This is a genomic window from Aquimarina callyspongiae (assembly GCF_034322225.1).
Taxonomy (GTDB): domain Bacteria; phylum Bacteroidota; class Bacteroidia; order Flavobacteriales; family Flavobacteriaceae; genus Aquimarina.
In genome coordinates this window covers 252419-269971 of the sequence record NZ_JAXLPA010000004.1, presented here as the reverse complement: position 1 = coordinate 269971, position 17553 = coordinate 252419, and the positions used below count along the sequence as shown (strand labels likewise).

Below are 17553 nucleotides of genomic sequence, written 5' to 3'. Positions count from 1 at the left end.
TATGTTTTATTACTGATTAGTGTTTTCTTCTAGGTGAAAAAGGGCAATAGAATGTGTGTTTCTTATCATCATCTCAAGTAAATTGTAAAAAAAATGTCGGACCTTCATTTTTTACAAACAATTGTCTGAGATATCAATAACATAAAATCACATTAAAGGGGGAAACTTGGTTTTGTTAAGAACACGACTAAGTGTTTCTTTAGTGATGCCCAAATATGATGCAATGATATGTTGGGGGAATCTTCCTATGAATTCAGGATAGTTATCTTCAAAATACTTATAGCGCTCAAAGGCAGACATACTTATTGTAGCATTTATTCTTCTTTGCATCGCAAAGACTTCATCCAGGCAAGTACTAATTTCTGCGATGGCTGGAATAGTCATTAATTTATCAAGACTTTCTTTCGTAATTACTAGTAAGTTTGTATTCTCCCAAGCATCGATGAAATATGATGATGGCTGCTCCAATGTAAAACTCTCACGATCTTGAACAAACCAATTTTCGACGGATAACCGAACTAGATGTTCCACTCCGCGATCATCAACGCTATACTGTCTCATTGCTCCTTTTACAATAAAACCAAGATGTCGGCATATCTTACCTTTCTCAAGAAAGAACTCTTTTTTTTTCAAAGATTTAGGAATAGAGACTCTTTTGATCAGTTCTATCTCATTTGCTTTAATCGGAGTTTTCGAATGCTTTTGAATGTAGGATATAAATTGGGTATGCATTTTTTAAAATTGGTTTATAACAAAGAGAAAAATCAAAAAAACAGGTTCTTAAGTTTTTATCTCGATTTTAGAATACTTATTTCATTTTTACATAGGTTAAAGTTCCGTGTTTTATGGCACAAAACGTTAAATATAACAAACGTTTCTGAACCAAATGACAGCTATGCTTTGTTACGTATTTCAGCAACTAATTTAACAAATACAAACCGAATAGAAATTTGCTTGTGCTTTCAAATGCCTCAGAACTAGGAATAAATTATATGAGATGTGTTTATGCGGGGTAATAAAAATTAATTCTTTTGTTGATTTTTAATTTAGAGGAGATGTATAAATCACTATTATTTTATCCCTATCCAAGAATTAAAACTGGCGGTATTGTTTTGACTTGTTTTTAGTATGTGAGCTTTAATATGAATGGCAACGGTATTTTTGGTATAACGATTTATTTTTTCGATATAACTTTTGTTAACAAGCTCACTTCTGTTAATTTTAAAAAATACGTTTGGGTTAAGTATTTCTTGAATTTCTTTGAGTGATGTTTGATTTAACAGGTGTTTTTTATTACTGGAATCAAAAGCAAAAATAACACCATAATCTGATTGAATAAAAGTAATATCTGTAACTTTTAAAAAGTAAATACCACCTGTCGATTTTACAGGAATATATTCTTTATACGTTGGTTGAGTCTCTATCTTACTTTGATAATAGGCGTCTATTTTTTGAAATATATCATTATGTGTGGCCGATAAATTGTTTTTTAATGAATTAAATTTTTGCAATGCTTTTTCAAAACGAGAAAAAGAATACGGTTTTAGTAGATATTCAATACCATTAGTTTCAAAAGCATTCATCCAAAAATGATCATAGGCGGTTACAAAAATAATAGGAGCAGTAACTTTTATTTGATTGTAAATTTCGAAAACATTACCATCTCGTAGCTCTATGTCTGATAGAATTAGATCTATTTCAGATATTGTATTAAAGAAAGTTAGTGCTTCATGAACCGTTTCAATTTCTTTTACTACAACAAAGGATTCTTCTGTTTTTTGGAGAAAGGTATTTAGTTTTTTTCTTGCTGGTGCCTCATCTTCCAAGATTACGACTCTAATCATTGCTAGTGGTTTTTATAAAAGGTAAAGTAACTGAAAAAACATCTTTGGTTTCGTTTATTATTACCGAAGAATTTGTTAATAACTGAAATTGCTCAGACAAGTTTTTTAAGGCAATACCATTGCCTTTTTTCTTACTAGTAGGCGTTATTTTATTGTTGGTTACTTTTATTCCGTTTTTAACTGAAATATTAATTATTACTGGTTTTTTAAGGGTTCCCAGGTTATGTACGATAGCATTTTCTACTAATACTTGTAAACAAAAAGGAGGTACTATAGTGTTTGTGGCCTTGATAGCGTCATCAATAACTAATTGATAATACCCTTGATATTTTTTTTCCATTAAATCAAAATAGTTTTGAGCAAATACTATTTCTTCCTGGATAGTGATAAGTTCTTTATTAGCGTTTCCTAGAACATAACGATACAATTCAGAAAACTGACCTAAAAAAGCAGAGGCCTTCTCTTGATTCTCTTCAATAAGCTGGTCAAGAATATTTAAATTATTAAATAAAAAATGAGGATTCAACTGGGCTTTCAGTTGTTGTATTTTACTTTTAGAATTATTTAATTCATAGCTGATCAGTCTTTTTTTATAGCTTGTACTTTCTTTAGAATATAAATAGGCTAAAGAAAAACCTCCAAAAATGATAAAATCAATGATTTGATTAAAAATTCTATAGGTTATTTGATAAGACGAGCTGAAGTTCCGGGAAAAAGTATCAAAAACTACTGAAATTAATACTCCAAAAATGTTTTTGAGAAGTAAATAACTAACAAAGCTTATTCCAAAAAAGAACAAATACTTACTAAGAGATGGAATCGTGTCGGGAGTAGTTTTATCGATTCTCTTTTTTATAAAATTGATATACACAAATATAAAAAGAGCTTCTATAAAAACCCATACTGAGGTATCTGGATGGAAAACAAAATCATCCCAGGAATTTGCAAATCCAATTTTATTTTTGAGTGTAAAAACCCAACTAAAGATAAAAATAAAGAGAATAAAGGTTGTATTACCTTTTACAAACCGGATTATTTTTGTCATCTATTAATGTTTATTGTTTTTTAATGGTCAGATGGAATTGCCAAGTAATCATATCGGTAGGTATCAAACTGATTATTCTGGCTTATTTTATAATATAATGATGGTAAATATAAAGAATTGCTATAAGGATTTTATTAAAATCCTTATAGCATCTGTAATGGTTACTTTTTGGTAGGCCAGGAATTTACTTTATTTCCTTTTTGATCAAATACTTCTAATCGAACATTGTTTTTTGAGTCGATACAAAACATAGCCCTCATGTTACCTTCATCATCATATAAAAACATACCATTTGGTCTACCTTTTCCCAGGTTTCCGACTTCCATTCTTTTTGTGATCCCCAGAATACCTTGTTTTACGTATTCATTATATGTTTTTCTCCAGATTTTTTTATCTGTTATTTTATCCAATTCTTCATGGGCTTTTGCAGTAGTTGCTTGTGTTGAATTTTCTGGCAAATCATTAAAGCGTATAGAACTTTTAAGCCTTCTTTGTCCGTTTCGTTTTGAATCAGTATGTAGAAGTTGCATTGCCTGATCACCATCATATTTATCAAAAGTTAAGGATAAACCAGAACTATGTTCATTTTCTTTCCTTTTTCCATCGTATATCAAACCGCCACATTCTATACCATCTTCGTTAAAAAATAGCATTCCAGCACGTTTTTTACGCTTTACATTTGTAGGTCTATGATTAATAGAGTCTTTATCGTTAGGAAACTCGGCTACATTGGTAATGATCATTTTTGTGGTTCCATCTTTTTCAATAATATTAATACGTTCAACATCAATGGTTCCAAATCTTTTGTTCCCTGCTTGCTTAAAGGCTATAGAAGCAAATGCTAATATACCTAAGGATGTAGTAATGGCAAATGTTCTTAAAAACAGGAGTTCTTTTTTTTCGTTTTTCATGGTAAATAGATTTAATGTTACCTCAAAACTATAGCCACTATAGTCCTTAAAAAACTCGTTTCTTATGAATGCAGGAAAAATTTAATAAAACTAAGGAAGAATTAAGAAGAGTGAGAAACAAAACAATGATTCATTGTTACTGAACTGGTTTTTGTAGTATGCGCTGTTTTTTTAGCTATTTGAAGTAACTTAGAAATATGTGTCAGGACGAAATAATACAAGCACCAGTTGCAAACTGTCGCTAGCAGGGATATGTTTTAGGTTAGTATTCAATTCTCTGAGAACCTTTTGTTTAGCAATGTCATTCCCTCGTAGGCGGAAATCCATAATGCAAAGTACTGCAAAATGGGTTCCACATTAGGTACGGAATGACAATGTGATACTATAAATGACAAGTAATTTTATCAGTTATTTCTAATCATTTAAGGGAATTTTCAACTTATTTTTTTTGTAATCAGGTATTTATACCCTAGTAAAACTTAACAGATCGTCAGATATTTGTTAGGCACTCCATAGTGGTGTGCAAAGGCGGTATCCGAAAAGCCTGTTGTAAAAGAGTAGGAGGTATCTAAAAAAATCAATTAGCTATGGAAGCACAAACAACTATGGAAACTCACCAAGCAGTTGTTGAACAACTAAAAACTATTCTGGATGGCAATCCGGATATGGCAAATAGCCTGGGAGAATCCCTCAAAGCAGCGGTAGATCTGGCAAAAAATGGTAATCCTGACGACAATGTTCCTCCTTTAAACGAAGACTTGTATAAAGCTATTGACAAAGAGTTTAATGGCAAAGGATGGCCGAAAACCGTAGAAGACTATTATGACTACTTGGATCTGTATGTACGCATGGTCCCGAACGAAAGTAGAGACCCCGAATACCCTACGGCCTGGACCAGTGATGGAACCAAAAACGGATATAACCAAAAAGTATATGACCTGCTTTGCCAGTCCTATTGGTTGGTGGATCAACCGGATACCAATGGCAACACCATGCAAAGCTATCCTGAATTTGCCAATTGGTTGGTGAGTTTTGCCACTGCGTGGGGAACGTTTTTAGATACCGAAGCTTCCCTGACGGAGAAAAGCTTGCAATCGTTTAAAGACGATGTTAATGCGCATGGCGAAAGTGTATATAATTTTCCTTTGTATGCAGATAATGAAAAAAGCTGGACTACGTTCAACCAGTTCTTTTACAGAGAATTTAATCAAGCAGATCCCAAAACCGGAATCTCTCCGTTGCGTCCTATAGCAGATCCTGATGATAATACCACCATTGTTTCTCCGGCAGATTGCACGTTTAAAGCGTATTATCCTATCGACAAAGATGGAAATGTAAATGAAAAGATCACCTTAAAAGGTACGCATACGATTGGTACAGTTGATGAACTCTTGCAGTATAGCAAATACGGAGAGAGCTTTTATGGCGGTACCTTTATTCATTATTTCTTAAGTCCGTTTGATTATCATCGTTTTCATACACCAGTAAGTGGCGAGGTGTTAGAGATTCTTCCTGTTCAGGGAAAAGTGTATCTAAATGTGGATATGGCTTCTAATGGACAGTTTGATGCGCCTGATGGAGGTAAAGATGGGTACGAATTTACACAATCCCGTGGATTGTTGATTATGGATGCCGGGTCAGAAGTAGGAAAAGTGGCTATTTTACCGATCGGGATGTGCCAGGTATCTGGGGTAGATATGTATACCGAACTACAGGGACAAACGGTAGTAAAAGGACAAGAGTTTGGAAAATTTAAATTCGGAGGTTCTGATATCATTATGTTGTTTGAAAAACCACCACAAGAATTATATATGTTTCAAAGAGATCCAGCACTAATCCCAATTCATTTTCAATACGGACAAACTTCAGTGTATTGGAATAAGTAAGAAATAGGTGTGAAGAAAAGAGGATGTCTGGAAAGTCTAATTTCAATGTCAAACTGAGCCTGTCGAAGTTTTTAACTTGCCGACACTAAAAATGTCTTCGACAAGCTCAGACTGACATATAGGATGTAATGACTTTATAGGTATCCTCTTTTTTATTGCTGCAAATCTTTGGTGCCACTAACCAGAGGCTGTCGAGAGCGGAGGATGTCTGGAAAATCTAATTTCAATGTCAAACTGAGCTTGTCGAAGTTTTTAACTTGCCGACACTAAAAATGTCTTCGACAAGCTCAGACTGACATATAGGATGTAATGACTTTATAGGTATCCTCTTTTTTATTGCTGAAAATCTTTGGTGCCACTAACAAAGGGCAGAAGGGAGCAGAGACTTTACATATCAATACAGACCTTTTAATTAAATCCAAAATCCCTTGTTTTTTATGTATTGTTGGCAGTAGTTTTTCTTCTATTCCTGGATTTTCAGTAGGCTTGCATATTTATATTTTTTTTGAGAAAACTATATTTTTGTAGCCTTTTCCATTAACTATAAAATTTAATTCTCCAACGTTTTTAAATTCATTTTTTTCGTAGAATCTAATGGCTCTATTGTTTTTTATGTAAACGGAGAGCCACATGGTATCCAATTGCATTTTTTTGGCTTGCTCTTCAACAAAAGTTAGTAACTGTAGTCCAATTTTTAAAGGTATAAAATCATTTAGGATGAAAATCCGTTCTAATTGACAACTGTTTTGTGATGTAATATTTTTGTTTGACGCATTTACCACTAATTTTGAATAACCGACAGGTAAATCATCTGCATAAATAATATAGAAAAGTTGATTGGGGTTGCTTATATTCTGTTTCGTTTTAAAGACCGAAAAATTCTCGTTAAGGTATTTTAATACATCGTTTTTATCTTCGATATAATGACCATGAGATTCAGCCCAGGTGAATCGACCTAGAAGTGCTAAAACCTCTGTATCTGCTTTTGTAGCTATTTTTATTTTAATCATCATTATTTTTATTTATTCGTAATCTTCTTATATGATACCCATGAAGTAATACAGCAATTGTGCAGCCTAGAATTATTGGTGTAGCACTAATTAATGCGCCATATAAAATGTACCCTGTATTTGCGATTAGTGATATTAAACGTAGTTTATATTCGCCTTTGGTAGACATAGAATATAAATTGATGACCAGAGCTGCGTAGCCAATACTATCAATTAAAAACGGACTCATATTTTATCTTTTTCTGTGTTTGATTAATTTATATTGGAAACTATCCTATTTAAATACTGTAAAGTAAATATAGAATGTATTATCTCATTTTTAGTTTATAATCGAATTAATAATTGTATATTTAAATTCGATATAATCAAATAAATGTTTTTAAAGTTACGATTGTAAATGGATGTGTTAGATAAAAAGATACTTGAAATGCTAAAAATTAATGCTAGAGAAAGCTTCGCTAATATTGGAAAAGAAGTAGGATTGTCTGCTCCTGCCATAGGCAAACGTGTTAGACAAATGGAAGAAGAAGGTATAATCGAAGGCTATGCTCTAAAATTGAATCATGAAAAATTAGGCATTGAGACTAAAGCATATATAACATTAGTAATACACCGAGGACCAACGGGATCAAATGATGTTCAAAAACAAATACAAGCAATGGAAGAAGTGCAAAGTTGTCATAGAATTACTGGTGATGATTGCTTATGCGTTTTAGGTTATTTTAAAAACAATAAGCATCTTATTTCCTTTCTTGAAAAAATTGCAGCGTATGGTGCTTCAAAAACGAGTATTATTTTAGAAGCGTAATTTATTTCCTTGTAAGGTTCTGTAAACGGACAAATTCTGTCATTTATTTATCAGTAAGAGATTGTATTACTGCTAACGTCTTCGTGTATAGTTAGTTGCGTGCAAGTACGCGATTATTTTTCCGTTATACAATATAGTAAATTGTAGGAAAAAATCCTTCGTTTAACAAGCAGTAACAATTGACTGTACATGCCGTTGCACGTAGTTTTTAAAAGTTTAGACTTTTTATAAATTCACTTGTGATATTTGAGACTTCTGCAGAGTGTTTGCCAAACCATATCCAATGATCAGCATCCTTAATAGTATGAAACTGAATATCATTTCCTAAAGTTTTCATTTTTTTATGAAAAGATACTGCGGTGTCATAGGGACAATTTCTATCTTTTTCTCCATGTATTAAAAGCATTTTAACGGGACTCTTTTTTAATAAGTGGTTTGGTGAAATTTCTTTGGATATTTCTTTATTTTCGTACTGTTCAGTAATCCAATTAGTTTCTCGAGTAGTTAAATCATAAACTCCAGCATTCACTATAATAACATTTGGAGTCGCACTTATTTTAAGATTATCTGTACTCTCATTCCAATCCTCAACAAGTGTTATTGCTAAACATAAATGACCTCCAGCTGAATCTCCTGTAGCAATAATTTTATTAGAATCTACGTTATATTTTTCCGCATTTTCTCTTATCCAGCGCATTGCAGATTTTGCATCTTTAACAGATTCAAACGGATAAGTATTATGTCTTCCTTTTATTCGATATTCAACAACAGCAACTAGCCAACCTTGTTTGGCGTATGATTCTGCTGTACTAAAAAACCAGTCAGGTTTACCTTCTGACCAACTACCTCCATGAAATTTTACTATTGTAGGTCGTTTTCCTTTGAATTCTTCAGGATTTGGTATAAACAAATGCATATCTAATTTAAAACCATCTACTTCTTTATAAGTTTCTATAACATGATTTTCTCTTCCCAATTTATGAGAATTATATAGTTTGCTTATACTTTCTTTATATTCAGTTGTTTTACAAGAAGCCATAAAACTTGAATAAATTTTTTCTATATTTTTTATTCCAAAATTGTTAATGTGGTAGTTTAGATATTTGTGTTTCCAAAAATCACCAATTTTATTATTAGTGAATATTTTATCTATAATATTCCAGTCTGCTTGTAATTGCTGATTATTTGATTTGATAAAAACACCACTTCTTAATTTTTTGTCAGCCTCAATTCTTATGTATGAAGTTATATATTCTTTTAATTCTCGAGTTGAAAAAAATGTTGTGTCATTAAAGACTTTTAAGTTCTCGTTCAGTTTAGATTCATTTGTTTTAGATAAGGAAATATTCTCACCTGTATATCTTTTATGAAGTTCAGGGTATTCTAAAATAAACTTGTCGAAAGCCAATTTAATTAATACAGTTTCTTCATTAAAGGTTTTCTTGTCTAATTTATTTTTATTACTGTAAAGATATTTAGTAAAGATGGACTGTAATGAATCTATCTTTTGTGTAAAATCATTTTGGTTTAGAATATTTAATGAATACTTATTTCCTTTAATAAAATTCGATATTGGTTTCGCAAATTCTAATTGTTCTTGCAAGTAGTATTCTTTATTCTTTTCATAATCTATATTTTTACAACTTTGTGTAAGTATTATTAAGGATAATATAAAGACTAGTTTTACTCTCATGTTTTTGTTTTAATAGTCTGTTAATCGTGAAATACATCATTTGTAATCAACCATTTTCCATTTTGAAAATGCCATTCTGTAATACCTACTTGATTGCTAACTTTTCCTTTGTACCTATAAGTGTTCTTATATTTTTCTACAGCAATGTTGTCACTAACATTTAGGGATATAGAATTATATTCAATTAATTCATAATTATTATTCACAACGTTAATCATCATTTGGCGAATTTGAATCTTCCCACACACTGAATTTAAAATACAAGCATTATCATCATATATTGTGAGTACTGAATCAACTTGTTTGTTGTTCATCCATCTTTTTATGTTTGATTGATTATTATGTATGATTTCAGTTACTTCTTTGGTTGATTGTTTATTAGAGTTAGAAACAAGTTTGGAAATAAGAATAGAAACAATAGAAGTCGTTAAAAGTAAAAGGATAGTCCTAACTAAATTTTTTCTCGAATTATTTGAGTTTTCTGATCTTATGGAAGAGTTTTTATTTGACGAACTAAAACCATCAAAATCCAGAACCTTAAAAATTAACTTAAGCGTATAACTTCTTGGTGTAACTTCTGTAGATTCTATTCTTTGAATCGTCCTTAAACTTATATTACACTTTTCAGCGAGTTCAGTTTGTGTTAACCCTTTGGCAAGTCTTAATTCTGATATTTTTTTACCTAATTGTGGTTGTTTCATTTCTTCAAATTCGATGCAAGATTAAATCAATCTTTAATTTCTATCAAATTTAAGTAATGTATTTGATACGACATTCTTATGACATTTACGCAGAAAACTGTGTCTAGATGAGACTTTAAGAGTTTGACTTCAATTACGTACAACGGCCAAAGCAATTAACTATACATAGTGTTGGCAATTGTTTTATTTTTGATTACTCTTTTTTACTAAGGTTAGAGGATAAGAAGGATCCAAAATTTTAAACCCTAAATCGCTAAACCAACCATTTCCACTAGCAAAGACAATTACACCAATTTGGTCTTCAGGATTAAACCCTATAAAACTTACAAAACCATTAGATCCTCCTTTATGAAAAAGAAGTTTTTTTCCAGATTCTTCTCTTTTCATAATTTTCCAGGCTAATCCTAATGTTTCTTCTTTGTTTGAATATCGCTCTTTATGAGTAATTTGAAATGCATTATCTAAAGATGTTGGATATTGACCAAATTGTGCTTCTAAGAAACGTAACATATCTTTAGCAGTTGTTTTTAAGCCTCCAGCTGCAGGAAATATTCCCATATCCAATTCTGTGACATGTTTTCCTTTTCTAAAAGGGGTAACTAATCTTCCTCTTTTTTTGCTAGGCACTTTAAAATAAGTATCATTCATATCTAAAACTTCTAAGATTCTTTTCTTGGTAAGAGACTCATAACTTTCATTCATCTTAACTTCGATAGCACGTTCGAGTGCTACATATGCAAGGTTTGAATATAAATACTCTTTCTTAGAATTAATTTTATAATTAGATAAGAATTCATTTAGTTTTTCTGGGGTATAATCATAGTAGCGATTGGAATCATTGATTGTTACATTGGACGCATCTCGTGGAAGTCCTGAAGTATGATTTATCAAATCTTCTAGAGTAACCTTTCTATTGCTTTTTGACAATACCTGTTTAAAAACCGGTAAGTATAGTTCAATTGGACTGTTGATTTTAATTTTCCCATTTAGTTCTAAATCCGCAAGAAGCGTAGTAGTAAATGGTTTAGTATTAGAGGCAATTTCAAAAAATGAGTTTTCATCAGGTTTTGCTGTATTAGTCAATGACATTTGCCCGTAACTATAAAAACGCATTCCATTCTTATCTACTACTCCAATTATTGTGTTTAAATGATATCCTAAATCTATTCGCTTTTGAGTTTGTTGTTGAATGTCTATGGGCAATTCTCCTTCTGAACCTATTTGCTTTTGAGTATCTAAGGGTAATTGATGCAGTTTAGTTGATCGACAGCTCATCAAAACAATAAGCAATAATAGTATTATTGAACAGTTAGTTTTCATAATTTTAATATTATCTTGATGTAAAGATATATAAATTATCTTGATGTAAAGATATTTTATATATATTTATCAAATGATAAAGCAAAGTGATGATATTATAGACCATTTAATTTTTGAATGGAATCAAGAAAGACCTGAATTAGATGCGTCTGCTATGGAAATTGTGGGTAGAGTCATAAGGTTAGGTAAATTACTAGAAAAGAGTGCTGGAAAAGCTTTACAAGATTGTCAAATATATTATACGGATTTAGATGTGCTAGCTACTTTAAGGCGTTCTGGGAAACCATATGAATTAACTCCAAAACAGTTAATGAAATCTGTATTAATAACTTCTGGTTCTATGACAGCTTTGTTGAATAGATTGACTAAACTGGGATTGATTTATCGAATAGTCGATAAAAAAGATAAAAGGATTAGACGTGCAGTATTAACCAATAAAGGAATTAATACTATAGATAACGCAATCAAATTACGTTTTGAAGAGGCTAATAATTCTACTTCTATAATGAATAGTCAAGAAAAAGAGCAACTCAAAATGTTACTTAAAAAACTGTTATCTAATTTAGATTAAATACAAAGTATTTAGCTTTTTAGTTTAAAAATGTTTGTCAATGATTAGTGTAAAATGCGTTTTAATACATTTTTACACAGTGTTAGGTATCGTTTTTCTTTTTTATTAATTCATCAATTCTATTTATCAACTTGAATCCTACATAATCCTCTTTTGGAAGATTTTTATATCTATGATAACAATCCCAATAACTAGCAATTCTTTGTTTCGTCTTATGCCAGTATATCTCATTTTCTTGAATAAATTCAACTAAATGACTTGAGTTTACCAAATCAAAATTGTCCCAAACAGAATCAAGTATTTCAGCCACATATTCTCCAAGCAATTGAACTAAATATGGTAACGTCCAATATTCATTACTATCTATTATTTGTTTTAGGTACTTTTCTCTTATATAACCATTATGATGTCTAGTCAATATGCAGGCCAAAATTTTTCTTGCAGTTTTTGATAAATTATACGATCTCATCAATCTATGCTCTTCCCAATAAATTCTTGAAGGCATTTCAAGGGGATTGTTTTTGAGATAAAATTCGTAACCCCAGTGAGCATTATGTTCCGAATTAACTTTAATCAACAATAAAAGATTTTCAATTTCATTCTCCAAAATCTTAGGGAAAGAATTCTTTAATCTTTTTAATTCATCTTCTATGTTGACACTTCGTTTCATTCAATGATATTTAACCTAGGAATATATATGTATCCTTAGACAATCTATACTTAATCGTTTACAAACGTATAATACACGTATAATCTGCGGCTATTTTGTAATTAATTGATTTTAAAAAAAACATAAATTTCCCTGAAAATGCAAGTTGTGAGGTCGGATAAGGGTAAGGTTTTGAGAAACTAACGTGTTTTTTAGGGTTGACTTCAAGTTTGTTAACGTTACGTGTATGAATCGTTGTGGAGGAGCCATTATAATTTTATACATCTTGTTAGCTGTGTTTTTTATTTTAATTTTTCGTATTCAGTTATAGGGAATTCATGTTCAATCCATTTCTCTTTATATAAATCAGGACCAATCTCATCATGAATTTTTATTAAAATATTTCGCACTTGATTGAAATATGAAGGAATAGTTGTTTCTCCGGTCATTATTACTTGGTAATCGTTTTCACTGATAATATCCCAACTTGCCCAATCTTTATACCATCTCAATTCAAAATTCAATTTAGTTTCCTGTGACCGTTTCAATAGCAATTTAATTTCTCCAGGCTCTTCCATGAATATTACAGATTCATCGGTTTTTTCCTTTATGCTAATAGCAGAAACTGCTAATTCCTTTAAACTATCATGTAAGTAAGAAACGCCAAATCTTTCACGAGTTGTCCCATTTCCAATGGTGACAGATGCCCATCCGGCATTTTCTAATTCGTATTTAATGCTAATCATCTTTTAATTACAGTTAACGTTTAATATATGTGCCATAGCAGAGTAAATTGTTATCCTGCTTTAGTTTTATTAATTAAAGCACTATTACTTAAACATAGTGTTTCCAGCTTTAATATTTTTATCCTATTGTAGGAATAAGTTTTTACACTTAAGTCTTATTTCTTTTACAGTATCTATTATGCTGTTTAAATCTAGAATTTCACCCTGAATAAGAAGAGTATTATTATAAGAATTATATCCTCTATGGCAAGATTCTATACCAAATGATTGTAATGATGGATTCATAACAAAATCGCAATACGAGTGAATAACCTTGTCTTCAAAAAAATCACTTATGAAATCATCATAGTGTTCAAATTTATTCCTGAACTTTCTACTTTTTAGAACACATTCAGAATCAATTTTCATTAGATCCCTTAGTTCTTGACCTCTTTCTTCATATTTCCTTTTTGGCCATAGGATTTTGGAAATATTACTTGATGAAATTAAAATAGATTGAATAGCTGACCATACTCCAATATTTTCAAATGCATCTACGGATTTTTTTAAACGATCATTAGCATATGATACAAGATCAGCTTGGAAAATTATTTCTGATATAAAAGCACTTTCTTGAATTAGTTTCATGTTTTTTCGACAAATTTATTTTCAAGCTACGCAGCTATTTTACGTAATTGATTATTTTTTATTGTCACTAACGCTTAGCAATGATTAGTACCGGATTAAAAAGTGATTAATTCCAGATTAAGCACTTAGCCAAATTTTTTTATTTTGTTTTATCTTTTTCATTTTAAAGCCAGATCAAAAAGATTTGGCGGGCTTAATAAATATACTCAAACTTTCGTTTTAGCAACAAACCCTGTATTAACTATAGACATTGTTGTGTGCAGGACTTTTTATTCATCTTCATTATCAAAGTCCATCTTCGTTTGATTTTTTAATTCTCTATTTCTTTTTTTACGTTTAGTCTCAATTTTATTAGAGTCCTCAAATACGTCAGTAACGTTAAAAATTGATATAGTTCCAATTTCAATATCTCCGTCATCATTCATTTTTTGTTCAAACTCTATATCAGCTATTATACTCGTTCCGTTCGAAAAACTTATTTCTTTATTAATAACTGAAGTTAAAAACTCTCCATCTCTCATATAGAAACTAATAGGTTTTTCATTATATATTCCTTTCCATTTCATATTTCCTTTCTTCAGAACTGGTGATACAATTTCGATTATTTCACTTTCTTTAAAATCAGGGTCAATATCTACAGAGTGAAGAATGAATTTGTCAAAGTCTTTTCTCGGAACAACGTTTTCATTAGTTATCGGTTCTAAGTTTTCATTTAACCTTTGAGTGGATACTTGTTCAATTTTTTCTTCCTTTAAGAGAGTAGAGTAGAAGTTGGATTTAAATAATTTGACCTTATTAGTTTCTGCAATAAATACGGAAAGATTTTGAATAATTAGAGTCTTATCTTTTTCTGCGGTTTCTTCATCTTCTAAATCACGTTTAAGTTGCTCAATTTTTAAACGAATTTCTTCTTTTTTCAACTTTTCATATTCGTGGTCAGTTTTTATCTGCTCAGATGCTACGTCTGAAATTATTACAGATAAAATTCCAGCCAAATAAAGCAAAGCGTTTTTTATTTTTCGCTTATTCTTTTTCTTTGAAATTAGTTTGTAAAAAGCTTTTATTCCACCTTCTTCGATTGCAATTGTCTCGAATTGTAATTGTCCTTCGAGTTCAAGAATTGAGGTTACTTCTTTAAAAATTCTAAGTAATTCGTATTCGGCTTTATTGTTTAGAAACGCATCAACTGAATGAAGTTCATCCTTTAAAAAATAATGTAATTGTAAAAATTCCATTCAGTTAGTTTGGTTTTTTCGGTCTTGCACACAACGGTCTCGGCTATGAGTAGTTGCGTGGGTTAGCGATTAACTTTGCAAGTATACACCAAGCTGAAAATCCGCGAGGATTTTCAGAAGTAGACGAGAATAAGCAATTACTTATAGCCATTGTTAGCTGGCGTTTTTTTAATTTAATATTTCCAATTTTCTATCATCAGACCATTTTTTCAAACTAGCATATAAATCAGTCTTTTTGAAAAAGTCATATTCGTATGAAAGAATCAAGCTATCTTCAACACTGTTGCTGTTTACAAGCATTTTGTTTCTACTTTTCAAAACCTTTTTCATTAATAGGTAAAGTAAGTTAGAGAGGTCGTGTCCGTTGATAAGTTGATTTAAATCAAACTCATCTTGTCTAACTTTGGTAAGTGAACTTTCAATTTCAGGTTTAGGTTTTAAAGAAGGACTTTTTGTTCTTGAGTAATTAATTACTGTATCAATAAGTTTATCGTCTCCCAAGTAGTTAAGAGTTTTGTCACAAGTAAATTTTGAGTACTTTATTAAATTTCCATCAGCTTTCTTAGGTTTAAAAATCATACCTAAATCGTGAATACTATTTGCGAGTTTTAAGTACCCTATCTCTTTTCCAACTTTAAGCAAAGAGTCTCTAATTGTTGTGTTGTTATCTTTTTCAAATTTGACTATTTGAGCATTGCTACAAAAAATCCTAATGACATTTTCTAGAGCGGTTGTTTTTATTATCATAACTTCAATATCGTGGTCATCAGTCATAAACAAACCATCAATACTTATTTCATTTTCAAGAATTTTATTGAAGTCAGAATCAATAATCCCTATTTTTTTATCAAAGCCTCTATCTTCTAAAATCGAAAGGATGCTTTTTACTTTTTCATTTCCAAATGCTGGTTTTATTCTAACATTGTCTTGGTTGATAAATTTTCCATAAAGTTTGACATCCTTATTTCCTTCAACTAGTAAATAATGTCCAGTAAAACTTTTGTCTTGCATTATAGCATTTGCTGTTCTCTCAGGTGTGATAAACTCTTCCATTATTCAAGACCTTTTAATTCCACTTTTAAATCCCAGTTATTTGCAATAATATCTGGTGAATGTGTGGCTATAAGAACATCAAGATTGTTTAATTTAGTTATCTCTTTTAGGTCGTGAATAAAGGAATTCTGCCAAGATATATGAAGTGAAACTTCAGGCTCGTCAATTAAAATCAGAGAATCTTTTTTAGTTTTAAATAATAGAGAATAGAAAAGTACAAGTTCATTCTGCTCTCCAGAAGACAATTGATTTACATTGATGGTTTGAAAATTGTTTTCTTCATCTTTTATAATTGTTGATTTAAAAAGAAATCCTTCTTCCTTGTCGATAATCAACTTTTTGTGCTTAAATCTTTTGTTTATAATATCAAGAAGAATTTCTATCTTTTTTGAAATTGTGTCAAATATTTTAATCTTTTCAAAACTATCCTCAACATATAACATTAATACGTCAATAATTTCATTTCCAGGATTTTCTATGTCCAGTAGATTTGAATCTTTCTCAATTTCGATTAAACCAGCAACATCAAGTGTTTCTCTTTTTTCTTCTAATTTCTTTAATTGTTCATTCAAAATTTCCTTTGAAATATTTGTTGAATTTTTAAGGCGTTCAATTAGCCGATTTGGATAAGTTCTGTCTAGCTTGGAAGATAATTCGGTGGACTCTGTTAGATAGTTTTTTATTAATCGACTTAATTCTTTAGAATATTTTTCTACTGTTTTTTCTTGATTATTATCTTCTCTTTTCTCAATGGATATTAATCTTTGGGTTTCAATTAAGCTAACATTTATATTTTCATATTTGTCAGTAAACCATTTTGGTTTATCATCATCATTAAAATTTAATTCTAATTGATGCCTATCACCATATCGGTATATTAATTCTTCGATATGTACTCTTTCGCCTGTTCTGCGGTCTTCCCAATATTTTGGATGTACTCTTCTTAAGTATGGTGAGTTTCTACTGATTCTCCTCGCTAACATTTGTAAATGGTCTTGACCAAATTCAAATAACTTTATGGGATTATATTCTTTACCATTTTTATTTATTTGGGTTAGGCTTAACATTGGAAGGTCTTCATTTTTTTCTTCTTTGGTAAGTACCCAAGTAATTTTATCTTCAAATTCGAATGTCATTTTTGCGAACGTGACATTTGTGAAATAGAGGTAATGTCCCTTGAAAAATGCTTCAATCATTTCTAACATTACAGTTTTACCTAAACCATTTTCGCCAATAATAATTGTTATTCCTACTTCATTATTGATTTTAATTGAATGGTTAAATACTCCGAAAAGATTGTCAACACTTATCTTATTTATTTTCATCTGTTTGTTTTATTTAATGCCAGCCAACAATTGCATATACCAATGTGGTATATCGTTTAATATATGTGTCGTAGCAGAGCAAATTGTTACCTTGCTTTTCGGTTTTTCTGCGCATTGGTTGCTAACTTT

The 17553-nt window shown here is 30.7% G+C and carries 18 protein-coding genes; 3 read left to right on the top strand and 15 right to left on the bottom strand.

Going from position 1 to position 17553, the window contains the following annotated elements:
- Positions 1 to 147: 147 nt before the first annotated feature.
- The 4 genes from U0D62_RS17735 to U0D62_RS17720 all read right to left on the bottom strand — a co-directional run bounded on the left by U0D62_RS17735 (position 148) and on the right by U0D62_RS17720 (position 3800).
- Complete coding sequence (locus tag U0D62_RS17735; RefSeq protein ID WP_322288667.1) at positions 148 to 732, bottom strand: Crp/Fnr family transcriptional regulator; 585 nt, start codon at positions 730 to 732, stop codon at positions 148 to 150.
- Between the two features lie 338 nt (positions 733 to 1070).
- Positions 1071 to 1844 carry a LytR/AlgR family response regulator transcription factor gene (locus U0D62_RS17730; protein WP_322288666.1) on the bottom strand — a complete coding sequence of 258 codons (774 nt, stop codon included), beginning with the start codon at positions 1842 to 1844 and terminating at the stop codon, positions 1071 to 1073.
- Complete coding sequence (locus U0D62_RS17725; protein ID WP_322288665.1) at positions 1837 to 2889, bottom strand: sensor histidine kinase; 1053 nt, start codon at positions 2887 to 2889, stop codon at positions 1837 to 1839. Before U0D62_RS17725 ends, U0D62_RS17730 begins: the two co-directional genes overlap by 8 nt.
- Before the next feature lie 161 nt (positions 2890 to 3050).
- On the bottom strand, positions 3051 to 3800 hold the full coding sequence (locus tag U0D62_RS17720; protein ID WP_322288664.1) for a hypothetical protein: 750 nt from the start codon (positions 3798 to 3800) through the stop codon (positions 3051 to 3053).
- 587 nt (positions 3801 to 4387) lie between these two features.
- Between U0D62_RS17720 and U0D62_RS17715 the strand changes: the two genes are divergently transcribed.
- Positions 4388 to 5686: a phosphatidylserine decarboxylase gene (locus tag U0D62_RS17715; RefSeq protein ID WP_322288663.1), complete on the top strand. Its 1299-nt coding sequence runs from the start codon at positions 4388 to 4390 to the stop codon at positions 5684 to 5686.
- 494 nt (positions 5687 to 6180) lie between these two features.
- On the opposite strand, the gene U0D62_RS17710 is transcribed toward U0D62_RS17715, so the two are convergent.
- Positions 6181 to 6696, bottom strand: coding sequence for a GNAT family N-acetyltransferase (locus U0D62_RS17710; RefSeq protein ID WP_322288662.1), 516 nt, complete (start codon positions 6694 to 6696; stop codon positions 6181 to 6183).
- Positions 6689 to 6925: a hypothetical protein gene (locus U0D62_RS17705; protein WP_322288661.1), complete on the bottom strand. Its 237-nt coding sequence runs from the start codon at positions 6923 to 6925 to the stop codon at positions 6689 to 6691. The genes U0D62_RS17710 and U0D62_RS17705 overlap by 8 nt, the downstream gene beginning before the upstream one ends.
- 168 nt (positions 6926 to 7093) lie before the next feature.
- On the opposite strand from U0D62_RS17705, the gene U0D62_RS17700 reads away from it, so the two are divergent.
- A complete protein-coding gene (locus U0D62_RS17700; protein WP_322288660.1) occupies positions 7094 to 7504 on the top strand; it encodes an Lrp/AsnC family transcriptional regulator in 411 nt (136 codons plus the stop codon).
- A gap of 208 nt (positions 7505 to 7712) precedes the next feature.
- On the opposite strand, the gene U0D62_RS17695 is transcribed toward U0D62_RS17700, so the two are convergent.
- From U0D62_RS17695 to U0D62_RS17685, 3 genes are all read right to left on the bottom strand, one after another.
- Positions 7713 to 9197 carry an alpha/beta hydrolase gene (locus tag U0D62_RS17695; protein WP_322288659.1) on the bottom strand — a complete coding sequence of 495 codons (1485 nt, stop codon included), beginning with the start codon at positions 9195 to 9197 and terminating at the stop codon, positions 7713 to 7715.
- A 20-nt stretch (positions 9198 to 9217) separates the two neighbouring features.
- Positions 9218 to 9898: a helix-turn-helix domain-containing protein gene (locus U0D62_RS17690; RefSeq protein WP_322288658.1), complete on the bottom strand. Its 681-nt coding sequence runs from the start codon at positions 9896 to 9898 to the stop codon at positions 9218 to 9220.
- A 183-nt stretch (positions 9899 to 10081) separates the two neighbouring features.
- Positions 10082 to 11218, bottom strand: coding sequence for a serine hydrolase domain-containing protein (locus tag U0D62_RS17685; protein ID WP_322288657.1), 1137 nt, complete (start codon positions 11216 to 11218; stop codon positions 10082 to 10084).
- Between the two features lie 73 nt (positions 11219 to 11291).
- On the opposite strand from U0D62_RS17685, the gene U0D62_RS17680 reads away from it, so the two are divergent.
- Positions 11292 to 11789 carry a MarR family winged helix-turn-helix transcriptional regulator gene (locus U0D62_RS17680; RefSeq protein WP_322288656.1) on the top strand — a complete coding sequence of 166 codons (498 nt, stop codon included), beginning with the start codon at positions 11292 to 11294 and terminating at the stop codon, positions 11787 to 11789.
- An 82-nt stretch (positions 11790 to 11871) separates the two neighbouring features.
- Here U0D62_RS17680 and U0D62_RS17675 read toward each other — a convergent pair whose 3' ends face one another.
- The 6 genes from U0D62_RS17675 to U0D62_RS17650 all read right to left on the bottom strand — a co-directional run bounded on the left by U0D62_RS17675 (position 11872) and on the right by U0D62_RS17650 (position 17424).
- The gene (locus tag U0D62_RS17675) at positions 11872 to 12459 is read right to left on the bottom strand and encodes a hypothetical protein (protein ID WP_322288655.1); all 588 of its coding nucleotides are present in this window, start codon (positions 12457 to 12459) and stop codon (positions 11872 to 11874) included.
- 281 nt (positions 12460 to 12740) lie between these two features.
- Positions 12741 to 13184: a hypothetical protein gene (locus U0D62_RS17670; protein WP_322288654.1), complete on the bottom strand. Its 444-nt coding sequence runs from the start codon at positions 13182 to 13184 to the stop codon at positions 12741 to 12743.
- Between the two features lie 123 nt (positions 13185 to 13307).
- Complete coding sequence (locus tag U0D62_RS17665) at positions 13308 to 13811, bottom strand: hypothetical protein (protein ID WP_322288653.1); 504 nt, start codon at positions 13809 to 13811, stop codon at positions 13308 to 13310.
- A 269-nt stretch (positions 13812 to 14080) separates the two neighbouring features.
- The gene (locus tag U0D62_RS17660) at positions 14081 to 15046 is read right to left on the bottom strand and encodes a hypothetical protein (RefSeq protein ID WP_322288652.1); all 966 of its coding nucleotides are present in this window, start codon (positions 15044 to 15046) and stop codon (positions 14081 to 14083) included.
- 168 nt (positions 15047 to 15214) lie between these two features.
- Positions 15215 to 16099 (bottom strand): DUF4435 domain-containing protein, encoded by an 885-nt coding sequence (locus tag U0D62_RS17655; protein WP_322288651.1) that lies wholly within the window; start codon positions 16097 to 16099, stop codon positions 15215 to 15217.
- On the bottom strand, positions 16099 to 17424 hold the full coding sequence (locus U0D62_RS17650; RefSeq protein WP_322288650.1) for an AAA family ATPase: 1326 nt from the start codon (positions 17422 to 17424) through the stop codon (positions 16099 to 16101). The genes U0D62_RS17655 and U0D62_RS17650 overlap by 1 nt, the downstream gene beginning before the upstream one ends.
- Positions 17425 to 17553 lie beyond the last annotated feature (129 nt).

What these genes read in the sequence shown, in the direction of transcription:
- U0D62_RS17680 (WP_322288656.1), top strand. Translation starts at nt 11,292, where the DNA reads ATGATAAAGCAAAGTGATGATATTATAGACCATTTAATTTTTGAATGG.
- U0D62_RS17715 (WP_322288663.1), top strand. Translation starts at nt 4,388, where the DNA reads ATGGAAGCACAAACAACTATGGAAACTCACCAAGCAGTTGTTGAACAA.
- U0D62_RS17665 (WP_322288653.1), bottom strand. Translation starts at nt 13,811, where the DNA reads ATGAAACTAATTCAAGAAAGTGCTTTTATATCAGAAATAATTTTCCAA.
- U0D62_RS17655 (WP_322288651.1), bottom strand. Translation starts at nt 16,099, where the DNA reads ATGGAAGAGTTTATCACACCTGAGAGAACAGCAAATGCTATAATGCAA.
- U0D62_RS17695 (WP_322288659.1), bottom strand. Translation starts at nt 9,197, where the DNA reads ATGAGAGTAAAACTAGTCTTTATATTATCCTTAATAATACTTACACAA.
- U0D62_RS17720 (WP_322288664.1), bottom strand. Translation starts at nt 3,800, where the DNA reads ATGAAAAACGAAAAAAAAGAACTCCTGTTTTTAAGAACATTTGCCATT.
- U0D62_RS17675 (WP_322288655.1), bottom strand. Translation starts at nt 12,459, where the DNA reads ATGAAACGAAGTGTCAACATAGAAGATGAATTAAAAAGATTAAAGAAT.
- U0D62_RS17730 (WP_322288666.1), bottom strand. Translation starts at nt 1,844, where the DNA reads ATGATTAGAGTCGTAATCTTGGAAGATGAGGCACCAGCAAGAAAAAAA.
- U0D62_RS17690 (WP_322288658.1), bottom strand. Translation starts at nt 9,898, where the DNA reads ATGAAACAACCACAATTAGGTAAAAAAATATCAGAATTAAGACTTGCC.
- U0D62_RS17725 (WP_322288665.1), bottom strand. Translation starts at nt 2,889, where the DNA reads ATGACAAAAATAATCCGGTTTGTAAAAGGTAATACAACCTTTATTCTC.
- U0D62_RS17670 (WP_322288654.1), bottom strand. Translation starts at nt 13,184, where the DNA reads ATGATTAGCATTAAATACGAATTAGAAAATGCCGGATGGGCATCTGTC.
- U0D62_RS17700 (WP_322288660.1), top strand. Translation starts at nt 7,094, where the DNA reads ATGGATGTGTTAGATAAAAAGATACTTGAAATGCTAAAAATTAATGCT.
- U0D62_RS17660 (WP_322288652.1), bottom strand. Translation starts at nt 15,046, where the DNA reads ATGGAATTTTTACAATTACATTATTTTTTAAAGGATGAACTTCATTCA.
- U0D62_RS17685 (WP_322288657.1), bottom strand. Translation starts at nt 11,218, where the DNA reads ATGAAAACTAACTGTTCAATAATACTATTATTGCTTATTGTTTTGATG.
- U0D62_RS17710 (WP_322288662.1), bottom strand. Translation starts at nt 6,696, where the DNA reads ATGATTAAAATAAAAATAGCTACAAAAGCAGATACAGAGGTTTTAGCA.
- U0D62_RS17705 (WP_322288661.1), bottom strand. Translation starts at nt 6,925, where the DNA reads ATGAGTCCGTTTTTAATTGATAGTATTGGCTACGCAGCTCTGGTCATC.
- U0D62_RS17650 (WP_322288650.1), bottom strand. Translation starts at nt 17,424, where the DNA reads ATGAAAATAAATAAGATAAGTGTTGACAATCTTTTCGGAGTATTTAAC.
- U0D62_RS17735 (WP_322288667.1), bottom strand. Translation starts at nt 732, where the DNA reads ATGCATACCCAATTTATATCCTACATTCAAAAGCATTCGAAAACTCCG.